The 17384-nt window shown below is 66.8% G+C and carries 22 protein-coding genes and 1 pseudogene; 9 read left to right on the forward strand and 14 right to left on the reverse strand.

The genetic code is table 11. The features are described from left to right. Nucleotides 1–269: fatty acid desaturase (locus B7X32_RS03585; RefSeq protein WP_292716152.1), on the forward strand; the 269-nt coding region annotated here is incomplete at its 5' end. A 297-nt stretch (nt 270–566) separates the two neighbouring features. Here B7X32_RS03585 and B7X32_RS03590 read toward each other — a convergent pair. The 10 genes from B7X32_RS03590 to B7X32_RS03635 all read right to left on the reverse strand — a co-directional run bounded on the left by B7X32_RS03590 (nt 567) and on the right by B7X32_RS03635 (nt 5621). Continuing rightward, nucleotides 567–1220 carry a cation transporter gene (locus tag B7X32_RS03590; RefSeq protein ID WP_292716155.1) on the reverse strand — a complete coding sequence of 218 codons (654 nt, stop codon included), beginning with the start codon at nt 1218–1220 and terminating at the stop codon, nt 567–569. After that, nucleotides 1217–1552: a metalloregulator ArsR/SmtB family transcription factor gene (locus B7X32_RS03595; protein WP_292716158.1), complete on the reverse strand. Its 336-nt coding sequence runs from the start codon at nt 1550–1552 to the stop codon at nt 1217–1219. Before B7X32_RS03595 ends, B7X32_RS03590 begins: the two co-directional genes overlap by 4 nt. A 147-nt stretch (nt 1553–1699) precedes the next feature. Further along, a complete protein-coding gene (locus B7X32_RS03600; protein ID WP_292716161.1) occupies nt 1700–1927 on the reverse strand; it encodes a hypothetical protein in 228 nt (75 codons plus the stop codon). 405 nt (nt 1928–2332) lie between these two features. Then, nucleotides 2333–2779: a hypothetical protein gene (locus B7X32_RS03605; protein WP_292716163.1), complete on the reverse strand. Its 447-nt coding sequence runs from the start codon at nt 2777–2779 to the stop codon at nt 2333–2335. Between the two features lie 209 nt (nt 2780–2988). Continuing rightward, on the reverse strand, nt 2989–3516 hold the full coding sequence (locus B7X32_RS03610) for a hypothetical protein (RefSeq protein ID WP_292716165.1): 528 nt from the start codon (nt 3514–3516) through the stop codon (nt 2989–2991). Between the two features lie 64 nt (nt 3517–3580). Beyond that, nucleotides 3581–3937, reverse strand: a complete 357-nt coding sequence (locus B7X32_RS03615) for a hypothetical protein (protein WP_292716167.1) — start codon at nt 3935–3937, stop codon at nt 3581–3583. A gap of 253 nt (nt 3938–4190) precedes the next feature. Next, nucleotides 4191–4523, reverse strand: a complete 333-nt coding sequence (locus B7X32_RS03620) for a hypothetical protein (protein ID WP_292716170.1) — start codon at nt 4521–4523, stop codon at nt 4191–4193. Beyond that, nucleotides 4520–5134: a hypothetical protein gene (locus B7X32_RS03625; RefSeq protein ID WP_292716173.1), complete on the reverse strand. Its 615-nt coding sequence runs from the start codon at nt 5132–5134 to the stop codon at nt 4520–4522. Before B7X32_RS03625 ends, B7X32_RS03620 begins: the two co-directional genes overlap by 4 nt. Nucleotides 5135–5136: 2 nt before the next feature. Next, the gene (locus B7X32_RS03630) at nt 5137–5421 is read right to left on the reverse strand and encodes a hypothetical protein (RefSeq protein ID WP_292716176.1); all 285 of its coding nucleotides are present in this window, start codon (nt 5419–5421) and stop codon (nt 5137–5139) included. Next, nucleotides 5418–5621, reverse strand: coding sequence for a helix-turn-helix domain-containing protein (locus B7X32_RS03635; protein WP_366246941.1), 204 nt, complete (start codon nt 5619–5621; stop codon nt 5418–5420). The genes B7X32_RS03630 and B7X32_RS03635 overlap by 4 nt, the downstream gene beginning before the upstream one ends. Between B7X32_RS03635 and B7X32_RS03640 the strand changes: the two genes are divergently transcribed. Then, nucleotides 5599–6333, forward strand: a complete 735-nt coding sequence (locus tag B7X32_RS03640) for a helix-turn-helix transcriptional regulator (protein ID WP_292716184.1) — start codon at nt 5599–5601, stop codon at nt 6331–6333. The two genes, B7X32_RS03635 and B7X32_RS03640, sit on opposite strands and share 23 nt — an antisense overlap. Then, nucleotides 6308–7390 (forward strand): site-specific integrase, encoded by a 1083-nt coding sequence (locus tag B7X32_RS03645; RefSeq protein WP_292716187.1) that lies wholly within the window; start codon nt 6308–6310, stop codon nt 7388–7390. Before B7X32_RS03640 ends, B7X32_RS03645 begins: the two co-directional genes overlap by 26 nt. 50 nt (nt 7391–7440) lie before the next feature. On the opposite strand, the gene glnA is transcribed toward B7X32_RS03645, so the two are convergent. Beyond that, on the reverse strand, nt 7441–8865 hold the full coding sequence (gene glnA / locus B7X32_RS03650) for a type I glutamate--ammonia ligase (RefSeq protein ID WP_292716190.1): 1425 nt from the start codon (nt 8863–8865) through the stop codon (nt 7441–7443). A gap of 161 nt (nt 8866–9026) precedes the next feature. Between glnA and B7X32_RS03655 the strand changes: the two genes are divergently transcribed. The 4 genes from B7X32_RS03655 to B7X32_RS03670 all read left to right on the forward strand — a co-directional run bounded on the left by B7X32_RS03655 (nt 9027) and on the right by B7X32_RS03670 (nt 12257). Then, nucleotides 9027–9998 carry a MetQ/NlpA family ABC transporter substrate-binding protein gene (locus B7X32_RS03655; RefSeq protein WP_292716193.1) on the forward strand — a complete coding sequence of 324 codons (972 nt, stop codon included), beginning with the start codon at nt 9027–9029 and terminating at the stop codon, nt 9996–9998. 5 nt (nt 9999–10003) lie between these two features. Further along, a complete protein-coding gene (locus B7X32_RS03660; protein ID WP_292716196.1) occupies nt 10004–11068 on the forward strand; it encodes a methionine ABC transporter ATP-binding protein in 1065 nt (354 codons plus the stop codon). Next, nucleotides 11065–11766, forward strand: a complete 702-nt coding sequence (locus tag B7X32_RS03665; protein WP_292716199.1) for an ABC transporter permease subunit — start codon at nt 11065–11067, stop codon at nt 11764–11766. The genes B7X32_RS03660 and B7X32_RS03665 overlap by 4 nt, the downstream gene beginning before the upstream one ends. A gap of 62 nt (nt 11767–11828) precedes the next feature. Further along, nucleotides 11829–12257 carry an RDD family protein gene (locus B7X32_RS03670; RefSeq protein ID WP_292716202.1) on the forward strand — a complete coding sequence of 143 codons (429 nt, stop codon included), beginning with the start codon at nt 11829–11831 and terminating at the stop codon, nt 12255–12257. 50 nt (nt 12258–12307) lie between these two features. On the opposite strand, the gene B7X32_RS03675 is transcribed toward B7X32_RS03670, so the two are convergent. After that, complete coding sequence (locus B7X32_RS03675) at nt 12308–12799, reverse strand: RimK/LysX family protein (RefSeq protein WP_292716205.1); 492 nt, start codon at nt 12797–12799, stop codon at nt 12308–12310. Nucleotides 12800–12816: 17 nt separating this feature from the next. Between B7X32_RS03675 and B7X32_RS03680 the strand changes: the two genes are divergently transcribed. After that, complete coding sequence (locus B7X32_RS03680; protein ID WP_292716208.1) at nt 12817–14013, forward strand: RimK family alpha-L-glutamate ligase; 1197 nt, start codon at nt 12817–12819, stop codon at nt 14011–14013. A 68-nt stretch (nt 14014–14081) separates the two neighbouring features. On the opposite strand, the gene B7X32_RS03685 is transcribed toward B7X32_RS03680, so the two are convergent. Next, on the reverse strand, nt 14082–14792 hold the full coding sequence (locus B7X32_RS03685) for a DUF4191 family protein (protein WP_292716210.1): 711 nt from the start codon (nt 14790–14792) through the stop codon (nt 14082–14084). Between the two features lie 156 nt (nt 14793–14948). On the opposite strand from B7X32_RS03685, the gene B7X32_RS03690 reads away from it, so the two are divergent. Then, on the forward strand, nt 14949–16517 hold the full coding sequence (locus tag B7X32_RS03690; protein WP_292716213.1) for a hypothetical protein: 1569 nt from the start codon (nt 14949–14951) through the stop codon (nt 16515–16517). 6 nt (nt 16518–16523) lie between these two features. On the opposite strand, the pseudogene B7X32_RS03695 reads toward B7X32_RS03690, so the two are convergent. Then, nucleotides 16524–17354: pseudogene (locus tag B7X32_RS03695) on the reverse strand (2-oxo acid dehydrogenase subunit E2); the annotation flags it as partial. Nucleotides 17355–17384: the final 30 nt, after the last annotated feature.

Raw genomic sequence — 17384 nt, forward strand, 5'->3', positions numbered from 1 at the left:
GCCGCTTCCTCGACATCGCCATGGGGGGTCTGAACTACCAGGTCGAACACCACCTCTTTCCCTCGATGCCGCGCCCGCACCTGCGCCGCGCCGCCCCCGTGGTCGCCGCATACTGCCAGGCGCACGACGTGACCTACACGCAGGTCGGGCTGTTTCACTCCTACGCGATCGTGGTCCGCTACATCAACCGTGTCGGATTGGGAGAACGTGACGTGTTCACCTGCCCGCTCCTGGAGCAACGCAGCACGATCCGCGCGAGCACCGGATAGCAGCATGCGACCGCACGTTACCTGCTGATCGGGGTTATGCCGGCCCTGGTCCGGGTGTAGCCTCCAGACAAGGGCCGAACTGGGTTACCGGGGTGCGCCCTGGTACACGGCCCTGGTTGATGGGAACGCTCACCCCCGCTGCTGCGACAACGCCGGCCGCGGGTGAGGTTCCCATCCCAATCTGCGCCTGATTGTCGGCTTCGCGCCGGTTCATGCCCGCCCGGATCAGAACCCGTTGGGCGTGACTGACGCCGAGATCTTGGCCTGTACGCCAAGGCGAGGAGTGCCGTCGCCCTCTCAATGGTCGTGCGCGCTGTCTTCGAGGAGCATCCCCACAGACGTGGCGCAGGCGTCGCCCTTCCAAGCCTCCACGCCCTCTCGGAAAGCGAAGATCGCGATGACGAGACCCGCGATCGAGTCCACCCACCACCAGCCGAAGACGCTGTTGAATAGCAGCCCGACGAGGACCGTCGCGGACAAGTACGTGCAGATCAGGGTCTGCTTGGAGTCGGCAACCGCGGTGGCCGATCCAAGTTCTCTTCCAGCGCGACGCTCGGCGAGCGATAGGAACGGCATGATGATGACGCTCAGCGCGGTGAGGACGATGCCGACTGGCGAGTGCTCGGCCTCGATACCTAATGCAAGTGCGAGGACCGACGTGACAGTAACGTAAGCGGCTAGGGCGAAGAAAGCGACGGCGATGATGCGGAGCGTGCCTTTCTCCCAACGCTCGGGGTCCCGGCGGGTGAACTGCCAAGCGACCGCTCCCGCGGAGAGCACCTCAATTGTGGAATCCAGACCGAATCCGATGAGCGCAGCTGATGACGCCGCCGAGCCAGTGGCGATGGCCACGATTGCCTCGATGAGGTTGTAGCCGATGGTGATACCGACGATCCATCGGATACGGCGCTGGAGCGTGGCTGTGCGGGCCGCATCGCGCTGGAGGGTCATGCGCAGCACTCGCATCGCGCGTCAGTGCAGGGGGCGCCTTCGTCGACGGCAACGACGGCTTCCAAGAGTTGCTGGAGACCTTGGGTGAGGTGCGGGTCCGCGATCTCGTACCGTGTGCGCCGGCCCTCAGGAGTCGCAACGATGAGGCCGCATCCGCGAAGACATGTCAGGTGGTTCGACACATTGGTGCGGGTGAGTCCGAGGTCCCGAGCCAGTTCGGCCGGGTAGCCGGGCTGGTCCAGGAGTGCGAGGAGGATCCGGGAGCGGCTCGGATCCGCCATCGCTCTACCGATCCGGTTCATAACGTCGAGGCGAGAAGCTATAGTCAGCACAAGCTGACTATACAGTGCTTAGTGACTTAATCGGCAGGACCCCACGTCGCCAGCTCGGCTTCACGCCGGCTCATCCCCGCGCATATCAGAACCCGTCGCGCGCGACCGGCGCCGAGATCTTCGCCCGGCTCTCCGCGTCGCGGCGGATCAGCGCGCGGCGAACGACCAGGCAAGACTGCTGCCCTGCTGTGGCCGATAGGCGCAGTACGCGGTGATCACAAAGCCGCTCCGCTGCATCCGATCCATCGCACCGAGGCAGGCGCTCTCGGTCGAGAAGAAGTAGTATTCTCCGAAATCGACGGCCTGAGCTGCCTGGACTCCGCCGCCCATCAGCGCGGCCAGTGCGGCAAGACCGATTGCGATCTTCTTCTTCATGGTTCCCCCTTGAAATACAGGGCCCCGCCGTTGGGACCTCCTGCCTCTGACCGTACGGATGGGGCTCGAGAGTGTCCACCGACGCGACCGCAACCGAGCGACCTCGTAGCGGGGCGCTACCCCCGGGTGAGCAAGCGCAAGACATGTTGGTGGCCGGTATCCCCGGTGGCGTGCCACCATGCTCCACCGGGGATACCCGACTAGTTACCGTCCATGCCTCGGACGATTCGGAGCTGATGGACTGGGTCGGCGGACATCCGGTCACGCCACCATGCGAGGAGTACGGGCTCATCGACCACCCTGTGCCCGTCCGCCCATCCCATCGGCATCCCGTTTCGTCTCCAGCGTTTGATTGTCCGCACTGAGCGACGCACCCGACGAGCGGCCTGGAAGTACGTCAGCGGCTCACCCATCGGCTTCTCCATGCTGAATGGCCTCCGTGCCGTATGTAGCGCCGCAGACCCGACACGCGGCCTCGCCAGTGTCGTCGACGACCCACGACACGATCACTGCCCGTTCGCCACACACGCTGCATGTTCGTCGGTGCGCCGGCCGCTCGATCGGGTCGAGCACGTAGCGCGACTGCAGCTTCCGGACCAGGGCGAACAGGAACTCCTCCGAGTCACGCATCCTCAACTCACTGACCTCAGCCGCTCGACTGATCAGCCATTCGACGAGGGCGAAGCCGGCGACATACGCCAGCTCGCTGTTCATCCATGACGGGAGACCCCTCGCGTTCTCGTCGATAGCCCACGTGGCTCCCACAGCAGCGGGAGCGGGGTCCTGCAGTCGTTCTGCGACTTCGCCGATGTACTCCACCAATGCGGCCCACAGATCGTCTGCATCGTCCACCGGCGTCTCCCGAAGGGGCGAGGGGGCCATACCTCCACCGCCGGAGACCCGTTCCGAATCCGTACGAGCAGCATGCACTCCTCCGCGTGCTCCGCGAAGAACCTCGAGGAGCATCGGCACCTGGTCGAGATGCTGTTCGAACCGCTGGCCCCAACGGGACGAGTGGGGAAGGGTGTACGCGGGTGCGGATGCTTCTGTTCCGGAGAGCCTCATCCCGACACCACCTTCAGGTCAGGACGGCCAGGCACCGCAGTCTCCCATTCGATCGTTTCGGTAGAACCCCCTGTTGTATCAGCCCGTCCCGTCCCGTCCCGTCCCGTCCCGGCGTTCGCCGTGACATTCGGTGTGACTGTCGTCGTGACATTCGCCGAGGTACATGTCTCTCCACATAGCGAGTGGTCGCCGGCCTTGTGGGCTCGTTCGCGCCGCTTTCTGTCGCGGTCACGTTCCCGCTTCTTAGCTACCCACTCGGGCGGAACGTGCTCCGCGATTCCGAGAATGCGATACGCGCCTCCTTCGACGCGGATGAGATTCGCCGTCGCCAACGCGGCCAGGCACCGGGCTGCGTCGGGAACGTCGGAGCAGCGTCGGGCGTCGATGTTGCGAACCAGCCCGTCGTGGCGCTCGTTCCGACTGCAGAACTGAATCATGGCCAGGTAGTGCCACCGCGTCGCGAAGTCGAGCTCCTCTAGCTGGGGCTTGTCGGTCCACGTGTCATCGAGTCGTGTCCATGTCATGTCTCACCTCCAAGATGACGGCCCGCACCCCTGGACGCGGGGTGCGGGCCTTGTCGGCGTTTAGTCAGCTGACTGCCGCGGTCTCTGGCTCAACTGTCGGCTCCTCATCTGTGTGCGGATCTGACTCGTCCTCGGCTTTCATGAGGCCGATGCGAAGGTAGGAGTCCTTCACCTGCTGCTCGAAGTCCAGCGCCTTGCCGTTCCACGCGTTGAAGAGGTACGCGACAATCGCGTCCGCCAGATCGCCTGCCGTGCTTTCCTTGGGCGTGTTGCGGTCGATCGTGTACTCATAGCAGAAGAACAGAATCTGCCGCAGGTCGTCGATGACTGATCCAGCATCGGGAGTGTTCTCGTTCTCGCCGGGGAGCAGGGCGGCCATCATCTCGTACTGCTTGTCGTCGTTGTAGGTGGAAAGTGTCATCGCTTCCTTCGTCTCGTAGGGTCGACTCCAAGGAAGTCGAGAATTCGGTCTTCATCTGTTGATGGGGGAGTGGGGCGTCCGCGTGCCGGTCGCATCGGTGTGCGCTCGACTCGTTCCTCGATGCGTGCGTCGATGTACGGGATGAGCAGGTCGAACACCCACGTCGGAGCCTCCGAGCGCAGCAGCCGCAGGTTGTTGTTCGCCTGTGCATTGGCGAGGCCAGGCGGTGCGTGGAATGGCGATGGCGAGCGCATCAACTGTCGCCTCCGATCCGCTGATCCTGCGCCCGCACGGTCGCTACTTCTTCGGCGAACTGAGGGTCGGCCATTAGCGCGTCCCGGAAGGTCCCGTAGTCGCTCTTGAGCTCGTGGAGCATGTCGGCAACCTTGACGTATTCCGCCACTTCCTCAGGGTGGTTGATCCACCACTCGGACCAGTCCGGCATCCAGTTGGCGATTGGGTGTCCATCCGTGTCGACCGAGAGGAGCATGCCGTAGCCGAGCTCGCGCGTGTGGCGGCTCGGATCCGTTGCGTGCTCATCGGCGTCGGTCTGACACCACGCGAACCGGCATGTGCCCTCGCTCATCGCCCGATCACCTCCGGCACGATGACCGTGTCCGCCGTGATGCCTGCCAGCCACAGCGCCGCAGAACTCGCATCTCCTTCGAAGACGATGTCGTTCATTGGGCTCACGAGCTTCACCACGTCTCCGTGGATGGACACGCGCATGTGCTCACGTCGGGCCGCGTTGCGAATCCTGGCGTGGGATCTACTCAGCTGCTTCTTGGTCGGCTTGGTCTTCCTGACTCTCACTACCACCGCGCGCTTCCCGTCGGTGAGCGTTACGACAAACTCGCCGCGCCGGATCCACACGAACGGGCCATCTGCGTACACGCCAAGCTCGTAGTCATCGTCGTAGCCCACGTACTGCTGCTCGACCACCCAGCTACTGCGCCACCCGGTGTCACTGCTGTAGGAGCACAGGAACTCGCTCACGAGCACGCAGTGGCGCAGCTCGATGCCCTTCTTGCTCGGCACGATGTATGCCTCGTATCCGCGGCCGCGCCAATGGTCGCACTCGTCGACAAACACGTTCTCTCGCTCCGCCGCCAGGACGGAGAGCTCCTCATCGATCGCCGCCAGTCTGTCGTGAGGCTTCTGTGGCGCCTTGCGTTCCTCTGCTACAGTCGTTGGCATAGTCAGTTCTCCTTCGTGATGGTTGGGTTCTGGTTTTGATCCCCGGTTGCCGCCGGGGATTTCTTCTTGTGCCCCCAGATGTGCCCTTTGCGGGACATCTGGTAGTCGAGCACTCTAAGGAGCGGGCGAATGGTCTCGATGTCGAGATGGATGGTCGCCCCGTTCTCCCAGGTGACCTGCACCGACCGGCCCATGAGATTCCGCACAGCGGTCTCCCCTGTTGGGTCCCAGTAGGTCAGGGGGTAGTAGTCGCGCGAGGCTTCAGCGCCACCGTTTGCTGAGGTCATCCTGCCTCCGCAAAGGCGGCTTCGATGTAGGCCTCAACATCCGACTCCCGGAAGCAAACGCGTCCAGCGATCTTCGCGTGTCTGGGAGCGGTTCCGTTCTGGATCATCCATCGGACCTGTGCGGAAGACCTTCGGAGTCGCTCCGCCACGTCGTCGACAAACAGAATGCGATCACCCATGATTCCTTCTTTCGCAATCATGTCCCACTTAGTGGGACTCGTTGAGATTACCTCGGAAAAGTGGCGGATGCAAGACAAGGGATGTAGATTCCTAGTTATGGGATCAGAAGATCGGGTGCGCGGGCAGGACAAGGGACTGACGGGTCTCGCGATCGGGCAGCATGTTCGGCGTGCCCGCGAGGCCCTCGGCATTGATCTAGCGACGGCGTCTGAACGGCTCGCCAGCGTCGGATGGCCTATCGCGAAGTCTGCACTGAGCCGTCTAGAGAACGGGCAGCGCCGTGTCGACGTTGATGACCTCATGGCGCTCTCGGTAGCGCTGTGCGCGAGCCCGACTGAACTTCTACTTGGCGGCGGGGATGCGGTTGTTCCCACGGCGGTTCCCAAGAGTTTGATCGATGATGAGATCCGCGCCTGGGTCGCTGGCTATCTGACGCTGGATGTCGGGGAAATTGCCCAATGGTGGCGCAATGAGATTGAGATCGAGCAGGCTCGACTTGAAGGCTTCGAGGATTCACGGGCCAAGCTGTCTGACCTGGGCGTACAGCCACAAACGCTGCGCTCGAGTGACAAGCTGATTGGCGTCACTAGAGCGCGTCGGGACTTTGCCGCTGACCGCCTCAAAGTCGTGACGGCTCCTGGCTTCGATCTGGGCATCCCGGCCGATCCAACGACCACCATTCTGATTCCAGGGGACGCGTCGAATCATGGCGAGCATCAAGCAGAGGCCTAACGGCTCCTGGCGCGCGCGCTACCGCGACGACGCGAACAACGAGCATGCGCGGCATTTCAAGACGAAGCGCGAGGGCAAGGCGTGGCTTGTCGAGCAGACATCGGCCGTCGCGCAGGGAACGCACCTAGCCCCGGCGCGGGCTCGAACGACTCTTGCCGAGTGGGCTGATACCTGGATTCAGGGCTATGAGCGGAATCGGGCATCGACCGTGCGCCAGGCAAGAACTCACCTTGCGGTGATCAAGGCGGATCTCGGGCATCGTCCGATTCGCTCTGTACGTCCGTCTGAGGTCCGTTCCTGGGTCGTAGGGCTCTCGGGCAGGGGATACGCTCCCAGCTACGTGTATGCCCTGCACTCGCGCCTCTCGCAACTGTTCACGGACGCAATGCACGACGGGCTTATCGTGAAGAACCCATGCAGCCGCAAGACATCACCGAAGGGGGCGAAGCAGCGCCCCTATGTCGCGACGACGGAGCAGGTCTGGGCGCTTCATGACGTGCTGCCGGATCACTTTCGGCCGGTTGTGCTGCTCGGTGCGTTCGCGGGGCTGAGGGTCGCGGAGATCGCGGCGCTGCGGGTCGAAGATGTCGACTTTATGCGGGGGATCGTTACACCCGCGATTCAGTACCCCGCGGAGCCGCTGAAGACTGAGGAGTCGAAGAATCCGATTCCGATCCCGACCGATCTCGCACTCATGCTGAACGCGAACCCGGTCGCTTTCAAGAGCAAGGCCATCGTCGTCGGCGCGTTTGGGCGACCTGTCGCCCCCTACACGATCGAAGCTGCCTGGCGTGACGCCCGCAGCAAGGTGAGAGGTCTGCCAGAGGACTTTCGGATCCATGACCTCCGGCATTACTTCGCGTCGCTGCTGATCGCGGCCGGCCTCGACATCAAGACGGTCCAGGCTCGACTTCGGCACGCTTCTGCGAAGACCACTCTCGACACATACGGTCACCTGTGGCCTGACCGTGACGAGTCCTCGCGGACTGCGGTGGCGGCCGTCCTGGAAGCACGAAAGAACCCGCCTCAGCCGGGGGATGCTGAGACGGGTTCTTGAGATTTTGCGGACTCCCTGCGGACTAACCTCAGTTGTCCCGCGGGAATTCGCTACACGCCGTAGTAGAGCTCGTACTCGTACGGGTGCGGGCGCTGGGCCATCGGGAGGATCTCGTTGTTGTACTTGTACGAGATCCAGGTCTCGATGAGCTCCTTCGTGAACACGCCCCCCTCGAGGAGGAAGTCGTGGTCGGCGCGGAGCGCCTCGAGCGAGTCCAGCAGGGAGTTCGGCACCTGCGGGATGTTCTTGGCCTCCTCCGGGGGAAGCTCGTAGAGGTCCTTGTCGATCGGCTCGAGCGGCTCGATGCGGTTGCGGATGCCGTCGAGGCCGGCCATCAGCTGCGCGGCGAACGCGAGGTACGGGTTGCCCGAGGCGTCCGGAACGCGGAACTCGATGCGCTTGGCCTTCGGGTTGGAGCCCGTGAGCGGGATGCGGATCGCGGCGGAGCGGTTTCCGGCGGAGTAGGCCAGGTTGACCGGCGCCTCGAAGTGCTTCACCAGACGGTGGTAGCTGTTCAGCGTCGGGTTCGTGAAGGCGAGCACGGCGTGCGCGTGCTTGAGGAGGCCGCCGATGTACCAGCGTGCGGTGTCGCTGAGCTGGCCGTAGCCGTTCTCGTCGAAGAAAAGGGGCTTGCCGTCCAGCCACAGGGACTGGTGCGTGTGCATGCCGGATCCGTTGTCGCCGAACAGCGGCTTCGGCATGAACGTGACCGTCTTGCCCCACTCCGCGGCGGTGTTCTTGATGATGTACTTGAACTTCAGGATGTCGTCGGCCGCGTGCACCATGGTGTCGAAGCGGTAGTTGATCTCCTGCTGACCGGCGGTGCCGACCTCGTGGTGCGAGCGCTCGAGGTGGAAGCCCGCGTCGATCAGGTTGAGCGTCATGTCGTCGCGCAGATCGGCGGTCTTGTCCACCGGCGCGACGGGGAAGTACCCGCCCTTGAACGGCGTCTTGTTGCCGAGGTTGCCGCCCTCCTCCTCGCGACCGCTGTTCCACGCGGCCTCCTCGGAGTCGACCTTGTAGAAGCTCTCGCCGGCCGTGACCGAGTAGCGCACGTCGTCGAAGATGTAGAACTCGGCCTCGGGGGCGAAGTAGGCGGTGTCGGCGATCCCGGTCGAGGCGAGGTACTTCTCCGCCTTCTTGGCGACCTGGCGCGGGTCCTTGCTGTAGATCTCGCCCGTGCGCGGGTTGTAGATGTCGAACAGCATGACGAGCGTGCTCGCCTCGCGGAACGGGTCGACGTACGCCGTGGTGACGTCGGGGATGAGCTGCATGTCGGACTCGTGGATCGACGCGAACCCGCGGATCGAGGAGCCGTCGAAGAGCTGACCGTTGACGAAGAAGTCCTCGTCGACCGTCGCTGCGGGGATGTTGAAGTGCTGCTGCACGCCGGGCAGGTCGGTGAAGCGGATGTCGAGGAACTTGACGTCGTTGTCGCGGATGTACGCGAGCACGTCGGCGGGGGTGGTGAACATGCATCAACTCCTGGAGGAACGGGTGCGGTCGAGCGACCTGCAAGCAGGTTACGAGGAGGGGATGACGTGATCGTGTCTGGAATGTTTCGGGCGTGTTACACAACGGGGGTTGCTGCGACCGCCGGGAAGGATCCTTCCCGTGTTTCGTCGTGTGGCCATGGATGACGGATCGTGTCGTGCTCGCGAGCGGCGGAGGCGCCGACGATGGTTCGATCCTGGTCATGACCAAGCACCGAGTGAACCGCCTCCTGTCCGCCCTCGCCGTGACGGCTGTCGGGATGATGGCGCTCGCCGGCTGTGCGCCCGGATCCACGTCGGCCTCGTCCTCCTCCTCGTCGGACGCGAAGCACATCGTGATCGGCGCCGACGACGGGAACGAGAAGTACTGGACGATCCTGAAGGGCAAGCTCAAGGCCGAGGGCATCGACCTCGAGGTGCGCGCCCTCACCGACGGCGTCCAGCTGAACCAGGGCGTCCAGGACGGCGCGCTGGACGTGAACCTGTTCCAGCACCTGATCTTCCTGTCGCAGTTCAACGTCAAGAACGGCGGCACGCTCGTCCCGGTGGGCGCGACCGCGGTCTATCCGCTCGCGCTCTACTCGGAGAAGTACCACGACGTGAAGGACCTGCCCCAGGGCGCGACGGTCGCGGTCCCCAACAACCCGACCAACCTGGCCCGCGCGCTGCTCAACCTGCAGAAGGCCGGCCTGCTCACGCTGAAGGACGGAGGCAGCGCGCTGGCCACGCCGGACGACGTGCTGACCTCTTCGATCACGCTCAAGCCGGTCGACGCCAACCAGACGGTCACTGCGCTCAAGGACGGCAGCGCCCAGGCGGCAGTCGTGAACAACACCCAGGCGCAGAAGGGCGGCCTCGGCGACGACCTCATCGTCTTCAAGGAGAACCTCGACGACCCGAAGCTGGCGCCGTACATCAACGTGTTCGTCACACGCGCCGACAAGAAGGACGACCCGCGGTGGGCGAAGCTCGTGGACGCCTACCACTCGCCCGAGGTCGAGGCGGCCGTCACGGCGCTCAACCAGAAGAACCTGAAGTTCCAGACGAGCTGGACGGCGGCGAAGCTGGGGGAGGAGCTCACCTCGCTGCAGACCGCGCTCAAGGCCAAGGGCTGACCGGGATGGCATCGGTCATCTCGTTCGATGCCGTCTCCAAGGCGTATCCCGCCGGAGGTCCGGGACGATCCCGGGCCGCCGGCGGGTTCGTCGCCGTGGAGGATGCCGGCTTCACCGTCGAGCCCGGCTCGATCGTCGGCGTCATCGGCTACTCCGGCGCGGGCAAGTCGACGCTGGTGCGCCTCATCAACGGCCTGGAGCGCCCGACCTCCGGCACCGTGCGCGTGCTCGGCGTGGACGTCGGCCGCGCCTCCGCAGCGGAGCTGCGAGGTCTGCGCGGGCGCATCGGCATGATCTTCCAGCAGTTCAACCTCTTCCACGCGCGCACGGTCCGCGGCAACGTGGCGTACCCGCTGCGGGTCGCCGGCTGGAGCAGGGCCGACATCGACGCCCGGGTCACCGAGCTCCTGGACTTCGTCGGCCTCGCGGACAAGGCCGGCCAGCGGCCGCGACGGCTGTCCGGCGGCCAGAAGCAGCGGGTCGGCATCGCACGCGCCCTCGCGACCAGCCCCGAACTGCTGCTCGCGGATGAGGCGACGAGCGCGCTGGATCCCCAGACCACCGCGGAGGTGCTGGATCTGCTCCGCGAGATCAATCGCCGTCTGGGCATCACCATGGTCGTGATCACGCATCAGATCTCGATCGTGCACGAGCTGTGCGACCGGGTCATCGTGATGGACCAGGGGAGGATCGTCGATCACGGGGACACGTATCGGGTGTTCGCGCACCCCCGTGCTGCGCTGACCTCGCGCTTCGTCGACGCGGTCACGCAGGGCGTTCCGCAGGGCGAGACCCTCGAGGCGCTCAGAGCACGAGGAGGCGAGCTGCTCAGCGTCGACGTGAACGAGGTCACGAGCGACGACGTCACCGCGGTGCTGGACCGGCACGGCGTGCGCGGCACGGTCGTCTACGGCGGCGTGACCGACATCCGCGGCCGGCAGCTCGGCACGCTCACGTACCGGATCGACGCCGACCGCGTGGTCGTCGCAGCGATCGTCGAAGAGCTCTCCGAGCGCACGCGGGCGACTCTGCTCGAGGACGCAGCGCCGACGTCGGGGGTGCAGCGATGACTGCCGCGTCCGCCGTCCGAACCGCCTTCCTGGTCCCGTCCTCGGACTGGGGATCCCTCGCACCGGTCCTGCTCCAATCCGTGCAGGAGACGGTCGTCATGGTCGTCGTCACCCTGCTGATCGGCGGGGCCGCCGGCCTACTCCTCGGCGCGCTCCTGTACGCGACCCGCCCGGGGAACCTCTTCCAGAACGCCGTGCTGTTCCACGCACTGAACCTGGTGGTGAATCTGATCCGGCCGATCCCGTTCATCATCTTCCTGACCGCGGTCGCCCCTGTGACGAAGGCGGTGGTGGGGTCGACGCTCGGCACCGCGGCGGCGATCGTGCCGATGACGATCATGGCCGCGGTCGTCATCGGACGCGTGGTGGAGCAGAATCTCGTCGCCGTGGATCCGGGCATCGTGGAGGCGGCGAGCGCGATCGGCGCCCGCCGGATCTCGATCCTGTTCACGGTCGTCATCCCGGAGGCGCTCGCCCCGCTGATCCTCGGCTACACCTTCATGTTCATCGCCGTGGTCGACATGTCGGCGATGGCGGGGTACATCGGCGGAGGCGGGCTCGGCAACTTCGCGATCCTGTACGGCTACCAGCAGTTCGACGCGCAGGCGACCTGGGTCACGGTCGCGATCATCGTCGTGATCGTGCAGGCCGGGCAGTTCCTCGGCAACCGGCTGGCGCAGCGGATCCTGAACCGCTGAGAGGGGGGCGTGCCGCCCGCTCCGCGGCGGGGTGGGCGGGCCGCGTCGCCTAGGCTTGAGGGATGTCCGACACCGCGCAGACCTACCCCGGAGAACGCCTCGGCCTCCCCAAGACCGGTCCCGGCAGCGTCGGACGGATCGGCCGGCGCATCGCGGCTCTCGCGATCGACTACGCGGCGGCGTCGATCATCGCCGGCGCGTTCCTCGGGTTCCAGCAGTTCGCGTTGCCGAAGGAGGCGGGTCTCACTCAGTTCGCGCCGATGATCGTGTTCGCGGTGCTGCAGATCCTGTTCGTCCCGACGATCGGCGGCAGCCCGGGGCATCGCATCGTGGGTCTCCGCCTCGTCGTGGTGAACGGAGCATGGGTCGGCCTGTGGCGACCCATCGTGCGCACCCTGCTGCTCGTCTTCGTCATCCCTGCGGTCATCTTCGACGCCGACCAGCGCGGCCTGCACGACAAGGCGGTCGGAACGGTTCTGATCCGCGCCTGAGGCCGGCGAAGACGCAGCGGCGGCAGGAGCGCCAGGCTCGGCTGCACAGCTCAGGCGGTGGTGTGGCCCTGGTTGAGGCGACGGAACGTCTTCGGCGCCTTGCCGCCCAGGAAAGAGCGCGCAGGATCGATCGTGAAGCCCTGGCGCAGCGCCTCGCGGCCGATCAGCATCCGGAAGCCCATCTCGCTGCGATTGCTGAGGGTGACCTCCGCGGTGACCCTGTGGCCGACCAGCACGACATCGAGGAGCACGACCAGGCGGCTCTGCGCGTGTCCGGAGGACGAGCGCACATCGCGACGGTCGAACACGGGCAGTTCCACGGGGACGAGCTCGTGCGCGCCCTGCCATGGACGGACGTCGAACCGCACCCACGGGGTGCCGTCGCGCTCGAACTCCCGGATGTGCTGGGCGTGCAGCGACGAGCTGCGCGCCCCGGTGTCGACCTTCGCCTTGATCCAGGGGATTCCGACGTCGGGGAGGGACACCCACTCCCGCCACCCGATTAGGGTGCTTGAATGAGTAGGTCGGTCCACAACACACATCCTGGCAGGAAATCACCGTGAAGCTCGCCGTGCTCTCGCGCGCCCCGCAGTCCTACTCCACCCAGCGCCTCCGGGCCGCCGCGATTCAGCGCGGTCATCAGATCAAGGTCCTGAACACCCTGCGCTTCGCGATCGATCTCACCGCGGATGAACCGGATCTGCATTTCCGCGGGCGCCGGCTGAGCGACTACGACGCGATCCTGCCGCGCATCGGCAACTCGATCACCTACTTCGGCACGGCCGTCGTCCGCCAGTTCGAGCAGATGGACGTCTACACGCCGAACACCGCGAATGGTATCTCGAGCGCGCGGGACAAGCTCCGCGCGAACCAGATCCTGTCCCGGCACAACATCGCGATGCCCCCCACCGCCTTCGTGCGCAACCGCGCCGACGTGCGTCCCGCGATCGAGCGGGTCGGCGGCGCGCCCGTCGTCATCAAGCTGCTCGAGGGCACCCAGGGGATCGGCGTGATCCTCGCCCCGCAGGTCAAGGTCGCCGAGGCGATCATCGAGACGCTGCACTCCACGAAGCAGAACGTGCTGATCCAGAAGTTCATCTCGGAGAGCCGTGGCAGGGACATCCGCGCCCTCGTCGTCGGCGATCGAGTGGTGGCGGCGATGCGGCGGGTCGCGAACGGCGACGAGTTCCGCTCCAACGTGCACCGGGGCGGAACGGTCGAGGCCGTGCAGCTCGACCCTGTCTACGAGCAGACCGCCGTGCGCGCCGCGCAGATCATGGGACTGCGCGTGGCGGGCGTCGACATGCTCGAGGGCGAGGACGGGCCGCTGGTCATGGAGGTGAACTCCTCGCCGGGCCTGCAGGGCATCGAGGCGGCCACCGGGCTGGACGTGGCGGGCGCGATCATCGACTTCATCGCGAACCAGGTCAACTTCCCCGAGATCGACGTGCGCCAGCGCCTGAGCGTCTCCACCGGCTACGGCGTCGCGGAGCTCGTCATCCACGCCGGCGCCGAGCAGGTCGGCAAGCAGCTCGGCGACCTCGGCCTGTGGGACCGCGACATCACCGTCCTCACCCTGCACCGGGGCGTCACCGTCATCCCCAACCCGCGCAAGCACGTCGTGCTCGAAGACGAGGACCGGCTGCTCTGCTTCGGCAAGCTCGACGAGATGCGCTCGATGATCCCGGAGCGGCGGCGTCGTCGCGCCAAGGTGCGCAAGCTCTCCAAGGAGCACATGCCCGACTCGTCGTCCTGAGCGGACCCCCGCCCGAACGGACGAGCGCCCGGCCCCGTGAGGGACCGGGCGCTCGTGGCGTCAGCGGTTCAGCGCGGGCGCGGTGCGCGCGTCTTGAGCGGGTCGATGCCCTTGGGGATCGGCAGCGAGGCCACGGACTGCGAGACCGACTCCATGCGCTTGATCACGGCGGCCATGGTCGCGTTGTCGATGGCCTTGGGGAGCTTCTTGATGGTCTTGGAGAGCTTGTCGATCGAGACGTCCTCCTCGCCGTGACCGACGTAGAAGACGTTCACGGGCACGCCCTGGGCCACGCGCATGGCCTTGGTCCTCTCGTCCTTGACGAGGCGGGTGAGACGGCCGCGCGAGCCCTCTGCGACGACCACGATGCCGCCGCGGCCGATCGCGCGGTACACGGCATCCTGCGTCTTCGGGTTCACGCCGACGGGAACCTCGGATCCCTGCCAGTTGCGGCCCAGCGAGGTGCTGATCACGTGACCGGCTGCGCCGGGCATGCCGTCGATCTTGCGGTACATCGCGGTCGTGGACAGACGCGTCATCAGGAACATGGCACCGAGCACACCCAGCAGCAGGCCGGTGATGCCCCACAGCACGAGGCTCCAGATCTGGAACGGGGGGATGAGGTAGCCGACGATCAGGCCGACGAGGACGCCGACCACCAGGAGCGCGATCTGCGCCCAGGGCAGCCACGGGTAGATCTCCCGGGTGAAGCGGAAGAGCGAGCGCAGCTGCGAGAAGAAGCCGGGCTGCTTCTCCGTCGCGGAGGGACTTTTTGCCATACCCTCCAGCCTACCGATTCTGCGGGCGTGTGACGGCGCGGACCGGCACGCGCTGGGCGAACAGTCTCGTCCTGCACCGGACGGATGGCGGCCGGACTGCACACGGATTGCGCGACGCCCCCGTCATGGGCGCGTCCGGCGCGCTGGGATGGGGGCATGACGGAACGCAGCAGGCTCATCGCCATGGCGGGTGCCCATCGCCCCATCCGGACTCTCGTGGAGGACGAGGGTCCGTTCGAGGGCGACCTCGTCACGCGCGCCGGCGGGCTGGCGGTGCGGGTGGACGCCGAGCGGCTGCACGGCTGGGCGGGATGGGCGTTCGCGGGCGCGGAGCACGTGGCGGCGCCGCTCGACGTCGCGCTGCGGGTCGACGGGCAGGACGTGCTGCTGCCCTGGTGCGTGCGGACCGTGCGCACCGCGCTCGCGCAGGTGGGGGACGCGGGCGGGATCTCGCACGGGGAAGCGGTCACGCTCGCCGTCAGCGTCCTGCGCGGGGTCCTCGAGCTCGAAGACGGGCGGCCCGAAGGCGGGGGCGGTCGACGGGGCGAAGGCGATCACCTCCAGGCGCATGACGACGCGGCGGGCGACGAGCGGCACGGCGGCTGGTGGCTCACGGACGAGGCACGGCCCGTGTTCGTGATCGATGCTTCCGAGGGCCGGCATACGGACGGCCCGCCGCGGGCCACGGGCATGGATCTGCTGCGCGAGCTCGAGGGGCGGATCGAGGATCGTGCGCTGCGGCGCGTGCTCGGCCGTCTCGCGGAAGCGCTGCGCGATCCGCGTCGGCTCCGCGCCGAGGCCGCACGATGGGAGGCGGAGCTGCTGGACGTCGCCGCACCGCGACCGCTACGGCTGATCGTCGACGAGTTCGCGACGGCAGCGGCCGAGGAGGGTCCCGTGGGTCCCGTATCGCCGCGGCACGAGCGATCGTCGCGGCGGCGAGAGCTGCGCTCCGCAGGGCGCGTGGACGCCGGTCCGCGAAGGTCCGGGGCGATCGGCGGACGCCGCGGCCGCCGGGCGGCGCTGCCGCTGCGCGTGCTCCGTGGTGCGGTGGCGCGAGGGCGAGGGTGTGTGCGGGCTCTGGACGCTCTCCGTCCCGGCGCACGCGAGCAGGTTCACCGGGCGTCTTCGGAACCGCCCGTGCGGTCGGAGCGGGCTGAGCAGTCGGGCCGGTCTGTGCGGCGGAGGCGGCGGAGGGGGCCCGTCGTCGTGGCGGCTTCGGCGGCCATCGCGATCACCGTGGCCGGAGCGCTGTGGCCGTCCGCCACGGGAGGCGCCGACGCCACCGGCCGCACATCGCGGGCGGTGGAGTCCGTGTCGTCGAGGAGCGGCTCGCCCTCGCCCGCGGAGCCGACGAGCTCGGCCCCGGCCGGGGGAGGAGCAGCGGGCGGGGTGCCGGATCGTCCTCAGACGCCCGGGGCATCATCGCTGGCGGACCCGCAGGCGGCGGGCGGTGAGCTGATCGCCGCGGCGCGCTCCTGCGAGGCCACACCGAAGCCGGCGTGCGCCGAGGTGTGGGACGGCGGCGCCGCCGCGTCCCGCTCCGTGCGCTTGGCGCAGGAGCCCGTCGCGCTGATCGAGGACTATGGCGACGTCGCCGCGCTCCGCAACGGATCCGGCGAAGAGGCGCAGATGGTCGTGATCATCCGCAGAAACGCCGAATGGCGGATCCGCGATGTGTACGACATCGCGAATCCGCCATCCGAAGGGGCCGGGCCCCCGTGAGCGTCGTCAGGCGCCGAGCTGAGCGGCGAAGTCCGCATCCTCCAGGCGCGTCTTCACCGACGAGAGGAAGCGCGCGGCGTCCGCTCCGTCGATCGTGCGGTGGTCGTACGACAGCGCGAGGTAGACGTAGGACCGCACGGCGATGGCCTGCTGGCCGTCGACCGTGACCACACCGGGGCGCTTCACCACGATGCCGGTGCCCAGGATCGCGGACTGCGGCAGGAACACCACGGGGGTGTCGAACAGTGCGCCGCGCGAACCCGTGTTGGTCAGCGTGAACGTGCCGCCGGCCAGCTCGTCGGGCTTCAGCTTGTTGTCGCGGGTGCGGGCGGCGAGATCGGCGATCTCGTGCGCGATCTGGGCGATGTTCTTCGATGCCGCATCGCGCAGCACCGGCGTGAGCAGGCCGCGCTCGGTGTCGACGGCGATGGAGATGTTCTCCGAGGCCGGGTACACGATGTCGGTGCCGTCGACGGTGGCGTTCACGATCGGGAACTCCTGCAGCGCCTCGGCGGCGGCGAGGGCGAAGAACGGCAGGAAGGACAGCTTGTCGCCGGTCTTCTGCTGGAACGAGCCCTTCACCTGATCGCGGTACGCGGCGAGCTTCGTGACGTCGACCTCGACCACCGTCGTGAGCTGAGCCGTCTGCTGCATCGACGCGACCGCGCGCTCGGCGAGGACCTTGCGCAGACGCGACATCGGCTGCGTGGTGCCGCGCAGCGGGGAGATCTCGCGAGCCTTCTTCGGGGCAGAGGCCGCGGCGGGTGCGGCGGCCGGAGCCGCGGAGGCGTTCAGCACGTCCTCCTTGCGGATGCGTCCGCCCACGCCGGTGCCGGTCGTGGGGATTCTTCTCGCCGCCGAGTTCCC

The sequence above is a fragment of the Microbacterium sp. 13-71-7 genome, from assembly GCF_002257455.1.
In the GTDB taxonomy this organism is placed as follows: Bacteria; Actinomycetota; Actinomycetes; order Actinomycetales; family Microbacteriaceae; genus Microbacterium.